The 17,341-nt window shown below is 61.9% G+C and carries 14 protein-coding genes; 5 read left to right on the plus strand and 9 right to left on the minus strand.

Annotation, left to right across the window (positions count from 1 at the left end):
- Positions 1-13 precede the first annotated feature (13 nt).
- Positions 14-877: an alpha/beta hydrolase gene (locus tag BUS12_RS17460; RefSeq protein ID WP_216352727.1), complete on the minus strand. Its 864-nt coding sequence runs from the start codon at positions 875-877 to the stop codon at positions 14-16.
- Positions 878-1,103: 226 nt separating this feature from the next.
- On the opposite strand from BUS12_RS17460, the gene BUS12_RS17465 reads away from it, so the two are divergent.
- The 3 genes from BUS12_RS17465 (at position 1,104) to BUS12_RS17475 (ending at position 2,965) form a co-directional block, all read left to right on the plus strand.
- Entirely contained in the window at positions 1,104-1,643 is a 540-nt protein-coding gene (locus BUS12_RS17465; RefSeq protein ID WP_074297727.1) for a YbaK/EbsC family protein, read from the plus strand.
- Positions 1,644-1,976: 333 nt separating this feature from the next.
- Positions 1,977-2,588 (plus strand): hypothetical protein, encoded by a 612-nt coding sequence (locus BUS12_RS39935; protein ID WP_437123874.1) that lies wholly within the window; start codon positions 1,977-1,979, stop codon positions 2,586-2,588.
- A gap of 158 nt (positions 2,589-2,746) precedes the next feature.
- On the plus strand, positions 2,747-2,965 hold the full coding sequence (locus BUS12_RS17475) for a hypothetical protein (RefSeq protein WP_074297731.1): 219 nt from the start codon (positions 2,747-2,749) through the stop codon (positions 2,963-2,965).
- A gap of 72 nt (positions 2,966-3,037) precedes the next feature.
- Here the strand turns inward: BUS12_RS17475 and pstS are convergent, their stop codons facing one another.
- The 4 genes from pstS to BUS12_RS17495 form a co-directional block, all read right to left on the minus strand.
- A complete protein-coding gene (pstS, locus tag BUS12_RS17480) occupies positions 3,038-4,129 on the minus strand; it encodes a phosphate ABC transporter substrate-binding protein PstS (protein WP_083640499.1) in 1,092 nt (363 codons plus the stop codon).
- Between the two features lie 69 nt (positions 4,130-4,198).
- On the minus strand, positions 4,199-5,686 hold the full coding sequence (locus BUS12_RS17485; RefSeq protein WP_074297733.1) for an MFS transporter: 1,488 nt from the start codon (positions 5,684-5,686) through the stop codon (positions 4,199-4,201).
- Positions 5,687-5,903: 217 nt separating this feature from the next.
- Complete coding sequence (locus tag BUS12_RS17490; protein ID WP_074297735.1) at positions 5,904-7,301, minus strand: MFS transporter; 1,398 nt, start codon at positions 7,299-7,301, stop codon at positions 5,904-5,906.
- Between the two features lie 175 nt (positions 7,302-7,476).
- Positions 7,477-9,039 (minus strand): amidase, encoded by a 1,563-nt coding sequence (locus BUS12_RS17495; protein ID WP_074297737.1) that lies wholly within the window; start codon positions 9,037-9,039, stop codon positions 7,477-7,479.
- Between the two features lie 241 nt (positions 9,040-9,280).
- On the opposite strand from BUS12_RS17495, the gene BUS12_RS17500 reads away from it, so the two are divergent.
- On the plus strand, positions 9,281-10,456 hold the full coding sequence (locus tag BUS12_RS17500) for a glutathionylspermidine synthase family protein (RefSeq protein WP_074297739.1): 1,176 nt from the start codon (positions 9,281-9,283) through the stop codon (positions 10,454-10,456).
- Between the two features lie 4 nt (positions 10,457-10,460).
- Positions 10,461-10,958: a hypothetical protein gene (locus BUS12_RS17505; RefSeq protein ID WP_143788391.1), complete on the plus strand. Its 498-nt coding sequence runs from the start codon at positions 10,461-10,463 to the stop codon at positions 10,956-10,958.
- Positions 10,959-11,294: 336 nt separating this feature from the next.
- Here BUS12_RS17505 and BUS12_RS17515 read toward each other — a convergent pair whose 3' ends face one another.
- From BUS12_RS17515 to BUS12_RS38240, 4 genes are all read right to left on the minus strand, one after another.
- Positions 11,295-12,728 (minus strand): HlyD family type I secretion periplasmic adaptor subunit, encoded by a 1,434-nt coding sequence (locus tag BUS12_RS17515; protein WP_074297745.1) that lies wholly within the window; start codon positions 12,726-12,728, stop codon positions 11,295-11,297.
- The gene (locus BUS12_RS17520) at positions 12,728-14,854 is read right to left on the minus strand and encodes a type I secretion system permease/ATPase (protein ID WP_074297747.1); all 2,127 of its coding nucleotides are present in this window, start codon (positions 14,852-14,854) and stop codon (positions 12,728-12,730) included. The genes BUS12_RS17515 and BUS12_RS17520 overlap by 1 nt, the downstream gene beginning before the upstream one ends.
- 92 nt (positions 14,855-14,946) lie before the next feature.
- Positions 14,947-16,740 (minus strand): DUF3060 domain-containing protein, encoded by a 1,794-nt coding sequence (locus BUS12_RS17525; protein WP_074297749.1) that lies wholly within the window; start codon positions 16,738-16,740, stop codon positions 14,947-14,949.
- Positions 16,741-17,331 carry a hypothetical protein gene (locus BUS12_RS38240; protein ID WP_143788392.1) on the minus strand — a complete coding sequence of 197 codons (591 nt, stop codon included), beginning with the start codon at positions 17,329-17,331 and terminating at the stop codon, positions 16,741-16,743.
- Positions 17,332-17,341 lie beyond the last annotated feature (10 nt).

Below are 17,341 nucleotides of genomic sequence, written 5' to 3' on the forward strand. Positions count from 1 at the left end.
GCCGCGACTGCGGTCAGGCGCCCACGCGGGCCATCCACTCGGCGATATCGTCGACCACGGTGCCTTCGATACCATAGTAGCCGTGCGGCGACAGCGACGCGCATTCGTTCGACGAGCGCACCTCGCCCCCTTGCACGAACAGGACGGTCGCGTGGGTGTTGCGCATCGATTGCGCAATGGCGTCGGCCATCGACGGCGGGGCCACCTTGCAGCGATCGTCGCGGTTCGCGACCACGAGCGCGGGGATGTGGACGTCCTCCGGATGGGCATCGAATACCGTCTCGTGCGAAGCGCCCAGGATCGATACCGATTCGGTCAGGATCACGCCTGCGAGTTCCTCGCCTCTCGCGTGCGAGGCCGCATTCATGGCCGCAATCGACCCCTGGCTCGTGCCCATCACCCAGACGGGCGCGTTGGCCTGCTCGTGGGCGAAGGCGACCACTTCGCGTGTCACGGCGGCATAGGCGTCGGTGCTGCGCTTGCCGCGCATCGACTGGTGATCGATGGCGTCCACGAGGACGACGCCGTAACCCCTGGCAGTCCAAAGATCGCGCGAGCGGACGACAAAGTTGTCGCCGTGCCTGATCACGCCGTCTTTCTCGATACCGATATCGTCGGCGCCACCCGAAAACATCACGATGATGCCGCGCACTTGCGACGGCGGCGCGTCGTACAGCACGCGTTGAAACTCGCCGCCTTCGAGCGGCAGGTCGCGTACCAGTACGCCGCCTTGCGATGCGACGCCGATGGCTGCTTCGTTCGCGGGGTGGTGGTGATGCGGTTCGAAGTCGGACGCGTATGTCGTGGCAGTCGCAAACGCGCAAAGCGTGGCGGCAACGAGGGCTGTGCGAAGGCAAGCAGTTTTAAGCGAGAACACGTAACGCCTCTTGATCAGGGTTCAGCAAAACGTCATGTCGCCCAGGTGGATGACAAAGGCGAGGATACGAGACACGGCGCCAAATTGAAAATACCTGTGAATGGCGGTTGCCATATCTCCTGCGTATGGGAGCCCGGTGCTCAATCATGATGTGTGACGCACGACCCGCGCTGCACGTCGAAAACCGACCCGCTAGAATAGAGTCACGTTAAACCGCCTGTCCGCCATGCACTCACACGAATCCCTCCAGAAACTGGACGTCATCGCAGCCGACCAGCTTGCCGAGCATCTGCCGGCGCATGTCATTGGCCATTTGCCGCCTGGCGAAGTGATCGTATTCACCGTCAGCGACGACGCTTCGGACACAGCCGCCTTCAGCGCGCGCTACGGCTTCGGCCTGGAAGATTGCGCGAACACGATCGTGATCCGCTACAAGAAGGACAGCGCCGAGCACTACGCCGCGATCGTCACGCTCGGTTCGCTGCGGCTCGATATCAACGGTGCGGTCAAGGCGCATCTCGGCGCGCAGCGGCTCTCGTTCGCCAAGCGGGAGGTCGCGGTCGAACATAGCGGCATGGAATTCGGCGGTATCACGGCGTTCGGGGTTCCGGACGATTGGCGCATCCTCGTCGACGCTGCGGTGATGGAGCGCGAGCAGGTCGTGATGGGCGCCGGTTTGCGCGCGGCCAAATTGCTGCTGGCACCGGCTGTGCTGCGCAGCTTGCGGAACTGCGAGATTGCGGCGCTGACGCTGGCCGAGGAATAAGCCGCGCGGGCCGCCCCCTGCGCAACCCGAACGCGCCCCGCAAATATCCCTTAGCTTCAACCACTTGCCCGCTTTGCCCGCGAGTTATCCACATCCTTACGAACAGAATGTGTGGACAACTTGCGAATCGGCGCGCGCGGGTTTGCCACATGTCGAAGCATCGATCAAACAATATAAACCGTATATACTGTTTATATTGTTTATGACATGGAGATGACAATGAACGAACCCAGCATCAAAAAACCGACCAAGAAGGCCTTTCACTTTCCGAAGGGTGCAACGGCGACCACCGCAACGGATGACGCCCAGGCCGCCGCACCGGTCGAAGCAACCGTGAAAGCGCAGGCGGCCGCAGCACCGAAAGCGTCGCGCGGCAGCAAGGCCGCTGTGAAGGCAGAAGCTGCGCCGAAGGCGAAGGCTGTAGCGAAAGACAAGGCCGCACCGAAGGCAGAAACCGCCACCAAGGAAAAGGCAGCGCCGAAGGCGAAAGCCGAACCGAAGCAAAAGGCCGCGCCCAAAGCCAGAACCGCAGCGAAAGAGAAAGCGGCTGAGGTTAGCGTAGTGGCGGCCGACAAGCCCCAGCGCGCGAAGAAGGACACGGCGGAGAAGGACGCTGCGAAAAAGGAAACCGCGAAAAAAGCCGGCACGAAGAAAGAAGCTGTGAAGAAAGAGGCGGTGAAGAAAGAAGCGGTGAAGAAGGAAACCGTAAAGAAAGAAGTCACGAAGAAAGAGAAAGTCGTCCGCGACAGCTTCACGATGCCCAAATCCGATTACGACAAAATCGCTGCCCTGAAGCAAAAATGCCTCGACGCCGGCGTGTCGGTGAAGAAGAGCGAAGTGCTGCGTGCGGGTCTGCTGCTGCTCGAAGGCGCAACGTCGAATCGTCTGCTGGCGGCGATTGCTGCGCTGGAAACCGTCAAGACCGGCCGCCCGACGCAGTCGTAACGTAGGGTCGTATCGGCTGCGCATTTCGCGTTGACCTGGAGAGTCGCCCCCCGTCGGATTCCGCGACGGGGGTCACGCAAGTGACACTGCTTTTCACTATCGTGGACAGGCTCACTCCTATCGTGGAGCGGGCCTCGTAGCAGATACCGGAGACTTCCATGAGCGATCAACACGAAGTTCATCACCATCACCACGAAGCAGCCAAGCACCTCGATTCGGCCGCCAGGCACCATCGCGAAGCGGCGAAGCATGCCGAGTCGGGCGATCACGAGGCGGCCAGCCATCATGCGCATCTCGCGCACGGTCATGGCCTGCATGCGAGCGAGCACGCCGAGCATGCCGCCAAGAAGGCAGCGCATCTGCACAGCGGTCACTGATTAGCCGTGTGACTGTGTATGGGCCGGAAGGCGCGCCCGAACCGAGCGCGCCCTCCGGACAGCACAAACCGCTTACCTGATCGACTGAATCTGCGCCTGGCTCAGTTCCCACGTATGCGGCGGCAGCGGAATGAAGTGCACCGTATCGAGGTACGCTTCATTGGTTTCTGACGGCACGATCGACCACAGCAAGAAGCGGCGCAATGCTGCAGCCGTCGCTGGATCCGCCTGCTTCGTCGACACCACCGCATACTCATAGTTGACGAGCGGGTAGGCACCCGAGGCCGGCGCATACACGAGACTGAGCCTCTCATCAGCCGGTGTGCGCGGACCCAGCGACGCGGCGCCCGCCGTGATCGTCTCCTTGGTGGGCAGCACGAATTCGCCGGCGCCGTTCTTGAGCGCGACGGTACCTAGCTGCGCGGCGGCCAGCTTGTCGGAGAAGCTGACGCCGACATAGCCGATCGAATACGGCGTCGACTGCAAGGCCTGCACCATCCCCGCGTTACCCACGGCCGTCGCGCTACCCGGCACGTTCGGCCACGCGATCGTCGTGCCGTAGCCCTTGTCGTTTTCCCAGTCCGGCGTCGCGAACGACAGGAACTGTGTGAACACGAACGTATCGCCGGAGCCTTCGGCGCGGTGGATCGGCACGATCGCATGATGCGGCAGCGCGACGCCCGGATTGAGCGCCGCGATCTGCGGCGCGTCCCAGGTGCGAATCGCGCCGTTGTAGATCCCGGCGAGCACCGGTCCATCCAGCTTGAGATGCGCTGCGTCAAGACCGGGCAGGTTGTAGTTGACGGTCTGCGCGGCAATCGCCAGCGGCACGTTGATGATCTGCGGATGTTGCCGCATCTCGGCATCGGACATATACGCATCCGACGCGCCGATCAGCACCTTGCCCGCCAGCACCTGCTGGATGCCGGCCTCCGAGCCGGTTCCCGCCACGTTAATGTGGATGCCCGGATGCGACCGGGTATACGCATCCACCCAGGTCGTGAAAAGCGGGTACAGCAGGGTCGAGCCGGTTTCGGTCAGCGTGAGGTCTTGCGCATTGGCAAATGCGCCCGTCATCAGCGCAAGCGTTGCAACGCACAGCGGCGCTGCGGCCCAATGCCGCCAGCGCAGGCGCAGTACCGGGTTCTTAACGTGGTGAGTCATGCCTCTCTCCGTCGCATTACTTGGGAAGCCATCTTGTGGTTGAAGCCGCCAGGACGATGCGTGGACGGGTTAGTGTCCAATCTCGTCGAGGCTCACACCATTCGTTTCGATGCGGAAGATCCACGTCACCACGGCGCCGAGAATCGACGTACCCACGAGAATGTAGAGCAGCGGGCCGGTGCCGATACCGGTCAGCAGTATGGGAAACAGGAACGCCGTCGCCACCGCGCCGATCTTGCCGACGGCGGCCGCAAAACCGGCGCCGGTGCCGCGAATCGCGGTCGGGAACACTTCGCCCGCCAGCAGATAGGTCTGCGCGTTCGGTCCCAGGTTGGTCATGAAGTTGAACAGCATGAACCCGGCGAAGATGATGACGGTCCGGGTGGAGCCTTCGAATCCATCGGAGAACGAAGCAAGCAGCAGTCCGGCCGCGCAACCGATGAAGCCGACCACCTGCAGCCAGATGCGTCCCACCTTGTCCGCGAGGATGACCGCGAAGATGATCCCTACAATCAGCAGCATCGTGATCAGCGCAGCGCCCTTGGCGGCGAGGATGTCGTTGAGGATCAGGTCGGTGATGCTGCGCACGTGGTCCTGCTTGGCGCCAAATGCGGCGCCGAGGATGGTCGGCGTGAAGATGCCGATCCCGTAGGTGCCCAGATCCTGCAGGAACCACGGCACCGAGGCGAGGATCGTCGCGCGCAGGTTGCGCCTGGCGAACAGCGCGAAAAAGCTGCCCTGGCCGCCGTGGCCGGTGGCGGCGTTGTCGATCTCGCGCGACAGCGCGATGCTGGTCGGATACTGCGGCGTGCGCACCAGCAGGCGTGTCGCTGCCGCCTCGGCACGATCCACCGCGCCGCGGATATGCAGCCAGCTCGGGCTTTCGGTGATGAAGAAACGGCCAACGGTCACCGCCAGCGCCGGGATGATCGCTGTGCCGTACATCCAGCGCCATGCATCGAGGTTCGGGATCGTCGAGAGCACGAGAAAGCCCACGGCGGTACCGCCCAGGGCGCCGAGCGCCTGGAAGCCGAACGCGGCGAGCACCAGCTTGCCGCGGCTTGTACTGGGGATGCTTTCGGAGATGATCATGTGCGCGGTCGGATAGTCGCAACCGAGCGCGACACCGAGACCGAACAGGCAGATCACGAGCGAAACGAAGTTGGTGCACATCACCAGCAGCACCAGGAACGCGCAGAAGATGACCATCTCGACAATGAACATCCGCTTGCGTCCGAAGTAATCGGACATGCCGCCCAGACCCACGGCGCCGACCAGAATCCCCATCAGGCTGGCCGCGCTGATCAGACCGTTTTGCGCCGCGCCGATGCCGAATTCGCGCGAGATCAGCGGCAGCGCCACACCGGTCATGAAGACGACGAAGCCTTCGAAGAATTTGCCGGCGGCCGCCAGCGCCCAGATGCGCCATTGCATGCCGGTCATCGGCACGGAAGGCAGATGCGTGCCGTCGGGCCACATCGGCCGCTCGTCGATGTACTGCTGGACGGATTTCACACTGGCGCGTTGCAACCGGTCGGGATCTGCCACGTCTTGCATACCAATCTCCTGGTGGTGTGTTGCTATTGCGCTTGCGATGGGATGGGGAAGGCGTGTCGCATGCATCCGCTTCGACGGGCGGCGCGGCACCCTCGCGCGGAATGGCGATGTCTGCGGCCATGTTGCCGCGCGTGGGTGTCGTTCGGATGACAGGCGCGACCAGCGGGCCGCTCGCCAGGGAAAACCCCGCTCTCTGCGGGAGTGCTAACGGATCGGATCAGCCGCGGCTGCCGCGCGAGATTTCCTCGCCCGCGCGATGCGGCAGGCGCAGCGTCACGGGGATGGACGCGAACGAGCACAGCCCCACGACGAGGAAGGCCGGCCAGAAGTCGGTCCAGGCCACATGCGTATGGTGATGCAGCAGTTGCGAAATTTGCAGAACAATGCCGCCGACCGTCACGCCGAGGCCAAGCGACATCTGCTGCACGACGCTGCCGAGGCTCGTTGCCCGGCCGACATCGCGGCTTGCGATCTCCGCATAGGTCAGCGAGTTCAGACTGGTGAACTGCAGCGCCGGAAAGAACCCGCCGAGCAGCACGACGAACCAGATGAGCCAGGTGGGCGTGCCCGGAAAGAACGCACCGCAGATCGCAATGGCGATGCCGGACAGCGCGGCATTGACGACCAGCACGTCGCGAAAACCGTAGCGCCGCAACACCGACGACGCGATGGTCCGCATGAACATGCCGCCGAAGGCGGAGGCACAGGTAATCAGCCCGGACTCGAACGCGCTTTTGCCGAGCCCTTCCTGCAACAGCAGCGGCAACAGGAACGGCAAGGCTCCGAGGCCGATCCGGAACAGCGACCCGCCGGCCACGCTGGCCTGGAAGGTGGGAATGCGCAGGAAGCGCAGATCGAGCAGCGGCAGTTTGATGCGCAGCGCGTACGGTACGTAGCAGGCAAGCAGGAACGCGCCGCACAGGCACATGCCAACCGCATTGCTGTTCGACATCATCTCCCCGCCGATCAGCGACAGCCCCAGCAGAAACAGCGAGGCGCCGCCGGCGGAGAGAAAGAAGCCGATCCAGTCGAGCGGCCCGGGGTGCGGTTCACGGGTGTTGACGATATGGCGATTGGTCAGATAAATGCCGAGCACACCGACCGGCACGTTGATGAAGAAAATCAGCCGCCAATGCAGATACGTGGTGATGAAGCCGCCCAGCAGCGGACCGGCGGCAGGCCCGAGCATGGCGGGCACGCTCAGGTAGTTCATCGCGCGAATGAACTCGGACTTGGGCACCACGCGGAAGATGATGATGCGCCCGACCGGCACCATCATCGCGCCGCCCACGCCCTGGATGAAGCGGGCCACGGTGAAGGTGGCGAGCGAGCTGGATGCCGCGCACAGCAGCGAACCGGCCACGAAAATGCCGATGGCGGTGCGAAACACGGTGCGGGCGCCGAAGCGGTCGGCGAGCCAGCCGCACACGGGGATGAAGACGCCGAGGCCCAGCACATAGCTGGTGACGGCGATCTTGAGGGTGACCGGATCGCGGCCGAAGTCCCGTGCCATCGAGGGCAGGGCGGTCACGATCACATTCGCATCGACACTTTCCATGAACATCGCGCACGCGACGATGAGCGGGGCAAGAAGCGCTTTCTGGACAAGTGTCATGGGTGAAACGGTCAGCGGAGGGCCTGCGAAGTGCCGATTATGGCATCGGAACGCGTGGAATTGCGCTGAAGTGTTCCCTACATGAACCGGAAGCGCGTTTTGCGAACGCTCGGACGGATCTTGACCTTCGAGGCACCCTGCGGCGTGAGATGACCGCCGGATGCCGCACAGCGCATCAAGCCCGCAGGGGCGGAATGCTCGATTGTTTGAGGAACTGAGGCTCTTCGCGCCACTGGGTGGCCTGCTCGAACGCATAGCCGAGCGCCAGCAGCCGCGCTTCGCTCCATGCCGGACCGACGAACGACAAGCCGATCGGCAGGCCGCGCACGAGGCCCGCCGGGACCGTCAGATGCGGATAGCCGGCCACCGCAGCGGGCGTGGAGAAGCCGTCGCCGCCGCTGTCGCCGTTGATGAAATCGGTGAGCCATGCGGTGCCGCCGGTCGGCGCGACGATCGCATCCAGCTTGTGCTCGCGAATCGCGCGGTCGATGCCTTCCTCGCGCGAACCCTTGCGGCAGGCGGCCAGCGCCTGGACATAGACCGCGCTGTCGAGGTCGCCCAGGGCCTGCGCCTGGATCAGCAGTTCCTGGCCGAAGTACGGCATCTCGCGGTCGCGGTGCGTGTTGTTGAATGCAATCACATCGGCGAGCGTGCGAATCGGCGCGTGTGGGGCAAACGTCGCGAGCCAGAGCGGCAGGTCGTGCTTGAATTCGTGCAGCAGCACCGCCTGTTCCTCGGTCTCGTAGCCGACCTTCGGCAGATCGATCGGATCGACCAGTACGGCACCCTGCAGGACAAGTCGAGCCAGCGCGTATTCGATGCGCTCGTCGATTTCATCGTGGCCGGTGAAGAACTCGCGCGCCACGCCGATGCGGGCGCCGCGCAGCGCATTCGGATTCAGCGCTGCGAGATAGTCGTCGGGTGCGGGCGCGCCGAGGGTCGCCGGATCTTGCGGGTCCGGGCCGGCCAGCGCGGCCAGCAGCAGGGCGGCGTCGCCGACGGTGCGGGCGATCGGCCCGGGCGTGTCCTGAGTATGCGAGATCGGGATGATGCCGTCGCGGCTGATGCGCCCGACCGTCGGCTTCAGCCCGACGACGCCCATGATCGACGACGGCGAGACGATCGAACCGTCGGTCTCGGTGCCGATCGCGAGGCGCGTGAGGTTCGCCGCGACAGCCGCCGCCGATCCCGAACTGGAGCCGCTGGTGGAGCGGTCCAGCGCATACGGATTGCGCGACAGGCCGCCGCGTCCGCTCCAGCCGCTCGTCGAGCGCGAGGAGCGGATGTTGGCCCACTCGCTCAGATTGGTTTTGCCGAGGATCACGCCGCCCGCTGCACGCAGGCGTGCGACCAGGTGCGCGTCGCGCGTGGCGCGCACGCCGTCGAGCGCCAGCGAGCCGGCCGTCGTTGCCATCCGGTCGCCGGTGGCGATGTTGTCCTTGACCACAATCGGCAGGCCATGCAGTGGACCGCGCACGGTCCCGGCCGCGCGCTCGGCGTCGAGCGTCGCAGCAATCTGCAACGCATCCGGATTGAGTTCGATGAGGCTGCGCAACTGCGGACCTTGCCGGTCGAGCGCGGCGATCCGTTCCAGGTAGTGACGGCTGTTTCGCACGGCGCCGGTTGGGTCGGGGGCGGCCGCGGCGCTTGCCGGCTTGGTGGGCAGGGCGGAGGCGTGCTTCGTGGAGAGGGCGGAGGCCAGCAGGCCGAGTGAAGCGAAAAAACTGCGTCGTCTCATAGTGAGTTTTCTTGTTGAAATGGATACGCGGGGTCGCTACGCGGTGCGCGTCCGGGCCGTGGCCTTTGCCTAGGCACGCCGGAGGCGAATCGCAATCGCGCGAGATTACCTTAACAAAATTAGATGGCGGCGAAAGTCCGCACGGCAGACGAGGCGAAAGGTGGGGCCGCGCGCCGCGCCGCTGGGCGTTGGCGATGCGCTAACATACGGCGAGGCAAACGACAGTAGAACAACAAACGTCATGCAACGAATCAAACAGACGCCGCGTGCGGACTGGCCGCAGCGTCTCGACGACATCGGCTTCCGCTTTCATTCGATCGACAAGAACGGTGTCGCCCAGCCGCCCGACGCGAGCCGGTTTCCGTATTGGCTCGAAGACGCGGCCTACGTCTTTGGCGAGGCCGAAATCGAGGCCCTGTGGACGGCCACCCAGGAATTGCACGCCCGCTGTCTGGAAGCCGTGGATTATGTGATCCGCGCCAATCTGTTTGCGCGCATGGCGATTCCCCCTGCATACGAAGGGCTGATCCGCGCTTCCTGGGAGCGCCGCGATCCGTCCGTCTATGGGCGCTTCGATCTGACGCTCGACCCGAACGGGGTGCCGAAGCTCTACGAATACAACGCCGATACGCCGACCTCGCTGATCGAATCGAGTCTCGCGCAATGGTTCTGGAAGACCGACGTCCAGCCGGCGCACGATCAGTTCAACAGCATCCACGAAGCGCTGATCGAACGCTGGGGTGGGCTGCGCAAGCATTACCCGCAAGTCCCGACGCTGCACTTCGGCTGCATCTTCGACAGCCTCGAAGACATCGGCAACGTCGAATATCTGATGGAAACGGCGGTCCAGGCCGGCTGGCAAGTGAAGATCCTCGACATGACGCGCATCGGCGTGGACGCGGCCAGCCGGTTCTACGACGAACAGGACGAGCCGATCCAGTTGATGTTCAAGCTTTATCCTTGGGAGTGGATGATCCGGGAGCGTTTCGGCCGGCATCTGATCTCGAGTCCCACGCGCTGGGTCGAGCCGCCGTGGAAAATGATTCTCTCCAACAAGGCCATTCTGCCGGTTCTCTGGCAGTTGTTTCCCGATCATCCGAATCTGTTGCCGGCGTCGTTCACGCCGTACCTGTTCGACGGCGTCCCGCATGCGAAGAAACCGTTCCTGTCGCGCGAAGGCGCGAACGTGACCCTGGTACAGGACGATGGACAGGTGATCGAGCACGAGGGCCGTTACGGTGAAGAGGGCTTCATCTATCAGGCGTTCGCGCCGCTGCCGCGCTTTGGCGAGCGCTATGCGACGCTGGGCTCGTGGGTGGTGGGCGACGAGCCGGTGGGGCTGTGCCTGCGCGAGGAGTTTCATCCGATTACCAAGAACACCAGCTATTTCGTGCCGCACTATTTCATCAAGAGCTGAGTCGATGACCATGCATAAAACACAAAAGCGACCGACACTGATGCTGATCGGCGCGGCGGGGACACTGGCCGGGGCGGGCCTGATCGCGGGCTGTCACAACGATACGCCGGTCCAGGTTGAACGGGCCGAGTATGCGTCGCAAGCCGATTGCGAGCGCGACTGGAATCGTCCCGACGATTGCGCGCTGCTTGCCGATGGCGGGCAGCCGGCTTCGGGAACGTCGAGCTCGTCGGGGACGTCGGGTTCAGCGGGCGGGGCGCATGGCGGAGGCGGCGGAGCGCACTGGTACGGACCGTACTACACGAAGAGCGGCAAGGTGTACCACGCGGACGGCGACGAGACCGATGAGATCGTGCGCGCCTCCCATTCCACCCAGATCAGCGAGTCGACCCATTCGGAAGGTGCGTTGACCGGTCATGGCGGCGGCGAGGAGGGCATCTCGCGCGGCGGCTTCGGCGAGTCGGCTCATGCGGGTGGTGGGGAAGGTGGGCACGGCGGCTAAGGCGACATGACGCACGCAGGCCAGGCTTGCCGCGTCGTGGGGTTGTTGCACAGTGCGCGATTGACAGCCTCTTCGAGACGCAGCGGTTCACCAAGGCGGCCGAACGCGCAGGGCGAAGCCGTAGTGGCGGCGACAAGCGCCGCAGCAGATGTGTCTGAAACCGCGTTGTCGATTTTGAATACGTCAAACGCCATTACCCTATGCGGCTTTCCCGTCAATAGCGCCAGGCACAACAGCAGGGTTGTCGCGCAAACGTGCTGCGGTGCCGCTCGGATCCCGGAGTCACCATCCCGGCTAGCGTCGACTTGCATTTGAGAAGCCTCGCAGGGCAGCCGACTAACGCTCACGCAAACCTTCCCCGGCAGTCTGCACCAACGGATCAAGAAAATAACTTGCCACACTACGATGACCGGTCCTGATTTCGGCCGTCACTTCCATTCCTGGCGTCAGATTGATGGATTTGTTGTTGACCCGTATCTGGTTGGTCGGCAGGAGAATTCTTGTCGTAAAGGTCAGCCCCTGCTTTTTGTCGCTCCCCCGTATGGCATCGTTCGAGACGGAGATTACCTTTCCGGTCAGGTAGCCGTAACGCGTGTACGGAAAAGCCTCAATCTTGACGATCGCTTCCTGTCCGACGTTGACGAACCCCACGTCCTTGTTTTCGACGTTGGCTTCGACCTCCACGGGGTCGTCCGGCACAACCTCCATCAGCGCCTGGGCCGTGGTCACCACGCCGCCAAGCGTATGCACGGACAACTGCTGGACGGTCCCGGTGACGGGCGCGTAGAGCGTCAGCAAATCCTGGCGGGTCATGGCTTTGGTTTCGTCCTCCGTGGTCTGGGCGAGTTGCTGGTTTGCCTTGTCCAACGAGTCGAGTTGCTCGCGCGAAAACTGCGAGATCATCTGTTCGATCGTCGCCCGCTGCTCGGCGATACCGGCCACGAGTTCGCTCGCGTGGCTTCGCTGGGCGGCGAGTTCGTGCTCCTGTTCAAGCGCCACCTGCTCTTTGCCAAGATAGTCGTGTTGAGACACGTAGCGATCAGGTGCGAGCGTCTTGTAGTCGTTGGCCTCACTGCGTGCGAGCGGAGCGGTCGCGCGCAGTTTTGCCACTTCATGCTGAGTGGAGGCCAGTTCGGCCTCGCGTCTTGCGAGCTCCGCATGGGAAACTGCGAGCTTGTCGGCGTATTCCCGATACAGACCTTCGGCGAAGCGTCGAGACTCTTCTTGCTGCGTTTGCGAAGCACCGTCCACCATAGCGAGCGTCGGTACGCGCCCCGTCTTGAGTGCATCGAGTAGTGCGCGCGCACGCGCCGACGATAGCGCGGCATCGATCCGGGCCGAACTTGCCTTGTGCGCGTCAGCGGCCGCTTGAGTCGTGTCGAGAACCAGCAAAGCCTGGCCTTGCGTTACCCGCTCACCGTCCCGAATCAGAATTTGCCGGACCACGCCGGTGATAGCCGGCTGCACGGTTTTCACGCGCGCACCCGGAATCAGTTTGCCTTTGGCGGTCGCGACGATGTCCAGTTTGCCGAACACGGCAATCAGGAGGATCAGCACGCCGAGCGTCACGATGACACGCATGGTCCACCGCGGCGCGGGATGTGACGGAGCCTCGATCAGCTCCAGAGTCGCGGGTAGGAACTGCCGCTCCTGCGCTGTACGCGCAGGCGCGTCGAGTTGATCGCGGATTGTCCATACGGAGCGGAAAGTTGCTCCGTAGCGCCGGCACAGGTCTCCGAGCGCCCGGATCTTCAGGAAATGCGTAGGCATCAGGTACTTTGCAAAGAGACGAGGTGCGCGTAGTAGCCGTCCTGTTGCAGCAATTGGTCGTGGCTGCCGCGCTCTACGATCTGGCCTCTGTCCATCGCCACAATCTGGTTGGCATGACGCACTGCGCTCAATCGGTGCGCGATGATGATGACTGTGCGGCCGCGGCACATCGCCAGCATATTGTTCTGAATCACCCGCTCCGTCTCGAAGTCGAGCGCGCTGGTGGCCTCGTCGAAAATCAGTATCCGCGGGTTGGTCAGCAGTGCGCGCGCAATGGCGATACGCTGACGCTGTCCGCCGGACAGCGAAGCCCCGCGTTCTCCCACTATCGTGTCATAGCCTTCGGGTAGCTCCGAAATGAAATCATGCGCACCAGCGAGTATTGCGGCCTGGGTCACCGCATCCAGCGAAGCGCCAGGATCTGTCACGGCAATGTTCTCGCGTATCGAGCGGTTGAAGAGCAGGTTTTCCTGCAGCACGACGCCAATCTGCCGCCGCAGCCACGCCGGATCGGCGAGTGCGAGATCGATCCCGTCAATGCGCACGCGCCCGCTCCCGGGAATGTACAGTCGCTGCAGTAGTTTGGTCAGCGTGCTTTTCCCCGATCCCGACCTGCCGACGATGCCGACAATCTCTCCCGCCGGAATCGTCAGATTGATTCCGTTGAGGACCGGCTGGCTATCCGGGCGGTAACGGAAGCGCACGTCCTCGAAGCTGACTTCTCCTTTGAGTGCAGGCAAGGCCTGGCGACTTTGCGGCAGTTCCGTGCGCGTGTTGAGGATGTCGCCGAGGCGCAGCATTGAGATCCCGACCTGTTGAAAATCCTGCCAAAGTTGGGCCAGCCTGAGGACCGGCGCACTGACGCGCTGCGACATCATGTTGAATGCGATCAGTTGACCAACGCTGAGCTTGCTGTCGATAACCAGCTTTGCGCCGAAGAACAATGTTGCCAGCGTGACCAGCTTGCCCACTAGCTGAATCAGTTGCTGCCCAAGGTTGCTTAGCGAGTTGACCCTGAAACTCGCGGTGACATACGCCGCGAGCTGATTGTCCCAGCGGTGGGTGAATAGCGGTTCAATGGCCATGGCCTTGACCGTTTGCACGCCGGACACTGCCTCGACCAGGAACGACTGGTTGTCGGCTCCGCGGGCGAACTTATGATTCAGACGTTCCCGTAGAAGAGGATTCAGCGTCATGGAGAGAGCAGCATAGACGGGCAGCGAGATCGCGACGATCAACGTCAGCCAGACGCTGTAGATACACATGACGCCGAGGAATACCACTGAGAAGATCAGGTCGATGACAGCGGTCAATGCCTGACCAGTGAGGAAGCTACGGATGCTTTCAAGCTCGCGTACACGTGCGACGGTGTCGCCTACGCGCCTCGCTTCGAAATAGCCGAGCGGCAATGCCAGCAGATGACGAAAAAGGCGCGCGCCAAGTTCAACGTCGATACGATTGGTCGTGTGTGCGAAAACGTAGTTTCGTAGACCCGTGAGTACGACTTCGAATACCGAACTCACCAACAACGCCACGCAGACGACGTTAAGCGTGCTATAGGCACGGTTGACGAGCACCTTGTCCATCACAACCTGGAACATCAGTGGCGAGACCAGTCCAAAAATCTGCAGCATCACCGAGACCATCAGCACTTCGAGAAGCAGCCGACGGTATTTGACGACAGCTGGAATGAACCACGAGAAATCGAAGCGAGCCAGGTTGCCTGCGAGCGATGCTCGAGAAGTGAATAGCAGCATGCGACCGGAGCATCGATCCACGATTTCACTGACTGGTGTCGTGCGAGGCGTCTGCATGCCGGGTTCCAGTACCAGCGCAGTTGCTCCGTTCGAGCCCGCGATAATGAAGTGGTGACCGGTGCGGTCCAGTGCAAGCGCGGGGAATGGGGTTTTCGGCAATCGTTCGGGCAGCAGATTTATGGCGCTCGCTCTGAGGCCGATTGCGCGGGCCGAAAGAATCAACTGCTCTTCGGAAAATGCATGGCCATCGGTCACGCTTGCGTGCCTGAGTTGCGATGCCTCCACTGCGATGCCGTGGAGGCGTGCAATGACGACTAGTGCGGCCAGTCCGGCATCTTCGATTTGAGCCGGTCGTTCTTCGAGTCCCATTGTTTCGGAGCAGTGCGTGCGAATAGATATCGGCGGTGGGGTGCTTTCCGCCTGAGAAGGGAAAGCACCCCAACGTGGGGAGGGAGGGGGGCCTAGTGCGGGGACGCCGCCAGCAAAAGCTGGGGGTTATCGGGCGGAATGGCTGCGAGGCTGATTGAGGCCGAAGTCTCCGGGGCGTATACAGCCATCGCGTGGACCAGTTGTGCTGCCTGGTGGTCGGCGGCGGAGTAAGCCGTGGCGATCAGGCTATTGGTGCCGCTGCCCGAACTCCAGGCGACAGCTCCCGTGGCGGGATCGAATTGCAGAGTGGGTAACGATACGCCGCTGAGCGTGTTGTATGCGGTGGTAGCCCCCGTGACCGGATCGATCACGAACTGGCTGGACGGTCGATCTCGGTTGATGTAGTCCCGCTCAATCGTCTTCCCGTACGAATCGAACTTAAGAACGAGGCCCGTGCCATCTCCGTTGGAGAACGTCCACTGCCTCGCCTCGCCGGTTTTTGGGTCGAATAGTTCGTCACCATATGAACCATCCGGGCTCACGACCAACTGCTCGGTCATCACGTCGGCTGCATTGTAGGTACGCTCCCACACCCGATCGTCGTCGTCGTACCGTGTGACCAGGGTTTGCGAACCGTCGGCATGGATGGCGATGCTATTTGTCGTGCCGGCGGTGACCGTTGCGCCTCCGCAGGGACCATTAGGATCACCGGCTACCGTGAGGATGCCGTCTGAAATGCTGAGGTTATCCCCGGTGACTTCATTCCAGACGGTATTGCCTGACGCGGAATTGAGCGTGATTGCCGTGCCGGCATCCGCGTAGATGGTGTTGTTTGCTCCCGTGATGCTAGCCTGTGTTCCGGCCGCAAGCGATATCTGATTGTTGTCGCCCTGGACAGTAACCTTGTTGTCCTTGCCTTCGACGTCGATGAACTGGTAATTGCCGTTCATGGGTGCAATGGTGTACGTGCCCGATGAGCCTGCGACGTAGACCTCGGTGACTTTGTTTCCCTGTGGATCGGTGAAGCTGTTCGAGTAGCTGCCGTCTTTGTGGATGTCGAGGGTTAGTGGGCTGCCGGCGCCTGCCGCCGGGACGGTCCAGAGGCTCTTTTCCGCGCCCGTTGAGGAATCGGTCAATGGGTCGTCGTCCGTGACGTTGCCGATAATGTACGTTACGCCGGACGCAAAGGTGTAGGTCTTGGCGTCGCCTTCCTCTGTAATGCTGGCTGGTGCTTCGGCCGTGTAACCGGTAATCCAGCCTGCTTCATTCACCTGAGGGAGAAGCATGCCTCCGGATAGCGTGGCCGACATCGCTTCAGACATCTGACTTGCGAAAACAGTTTGATCCGACGGGGAAAGTTGGTTGTAGTAAGGTTGGATCAGGTTCTTTAGCTGGGTGACGGCGTTGGACAACGTGTTGTCTGGATTGGTATCGAAGACCGAGGCCGCGACCATGAGCGAACCCACGACTGTCAGCGTGACGGCTACTTCGGGTAGCGACACTGCACCTGCCATCAGCGCCGCACCTGAAAGCGCATCAAGCTGGCTGGTGGTGATGGCTCCTCCGTCTCCGTTCAGCACGGCCTTGAGAATAGGCGCGCCAGCCAAACTGAGCCCGAGCACAGATGACCTGGCCCCTGCTCTAGCTAACAGTTCGGCCGCTTCTGTGGACGCTGGGGACAATGTCTCCAGTCCCTTCTGCATTCCTGCTGAAACCACACCAAACAAATCGTTCGCTGCAGTAGCAGTCGCACTTATTTTGTCTCGCGTGGCTTGAGCGGCGAGCGCTTGTTGGGCAGAATTGGTCGCATCCGCCACGCTGACCGAAGCACCCGTGATAAAGGCCGTGACATCGGCGATGGCTTCGCTGAAATTTTGCGTATTCATTTAATTTACTCGAGACAGGTTTTTCTTGAGTTTGATTGCATTCGAGAGTGAGATGGCCCACAGGGGAAGCGTGGCCGCATACTCCCATATCAATATTTCGCCAAATGGCTCCCGATTACTCTTTAAATTTTTACTCATTTTTTCTCGACTCAACAGTGCGCGTCCATCAGTCATGGTGACCAAAGTCGGCCAGAAAAATCCCTGCCCATCTTCTAGAACAAACCCTTCCACATAGAATTCTTTCCCTGAATTCATGTTTGACATGATCTCGTGACTAGAATTTAATGCTCCGTCTTGTACTGGGTAGGACCGTCCGTCTGCAGCATGAAAAATGCCGGTGTACCGTTGAATTGCCTTGGAGGAGTAAGTGTGTTCGCCAGTGAAATTTCCGACGCTTTTTATTAGCGGCGCCTCAGGTGGAATTGCCCCCCGGTATGGTAGGGCGTTCAGCATGTTCGCGATCGGGAACGCCACAAGAAGGCCAATTGCCGTATTGAGGACGCCACGCTTCCAGTTGTGCCCTTCTCCAATCTGATAGTCCGATCCATTTCTCAGTATTGAAAATGCTTTGAGCAAGCTTATATGTGACATAAGTTGTTTT

Origin of the sequence: Paraburkholderia phenazinium, assembly GCF_900142845.1 — a bacterium.
GTDB classification, from domain to species: domain Bacteria; phylum Pseudomonadota; class Gammaproteobacteria; order Burkholderiales; family Burkholderiaceae; genus Paraburkholderia; species Paraburkholderia phenazinium_A.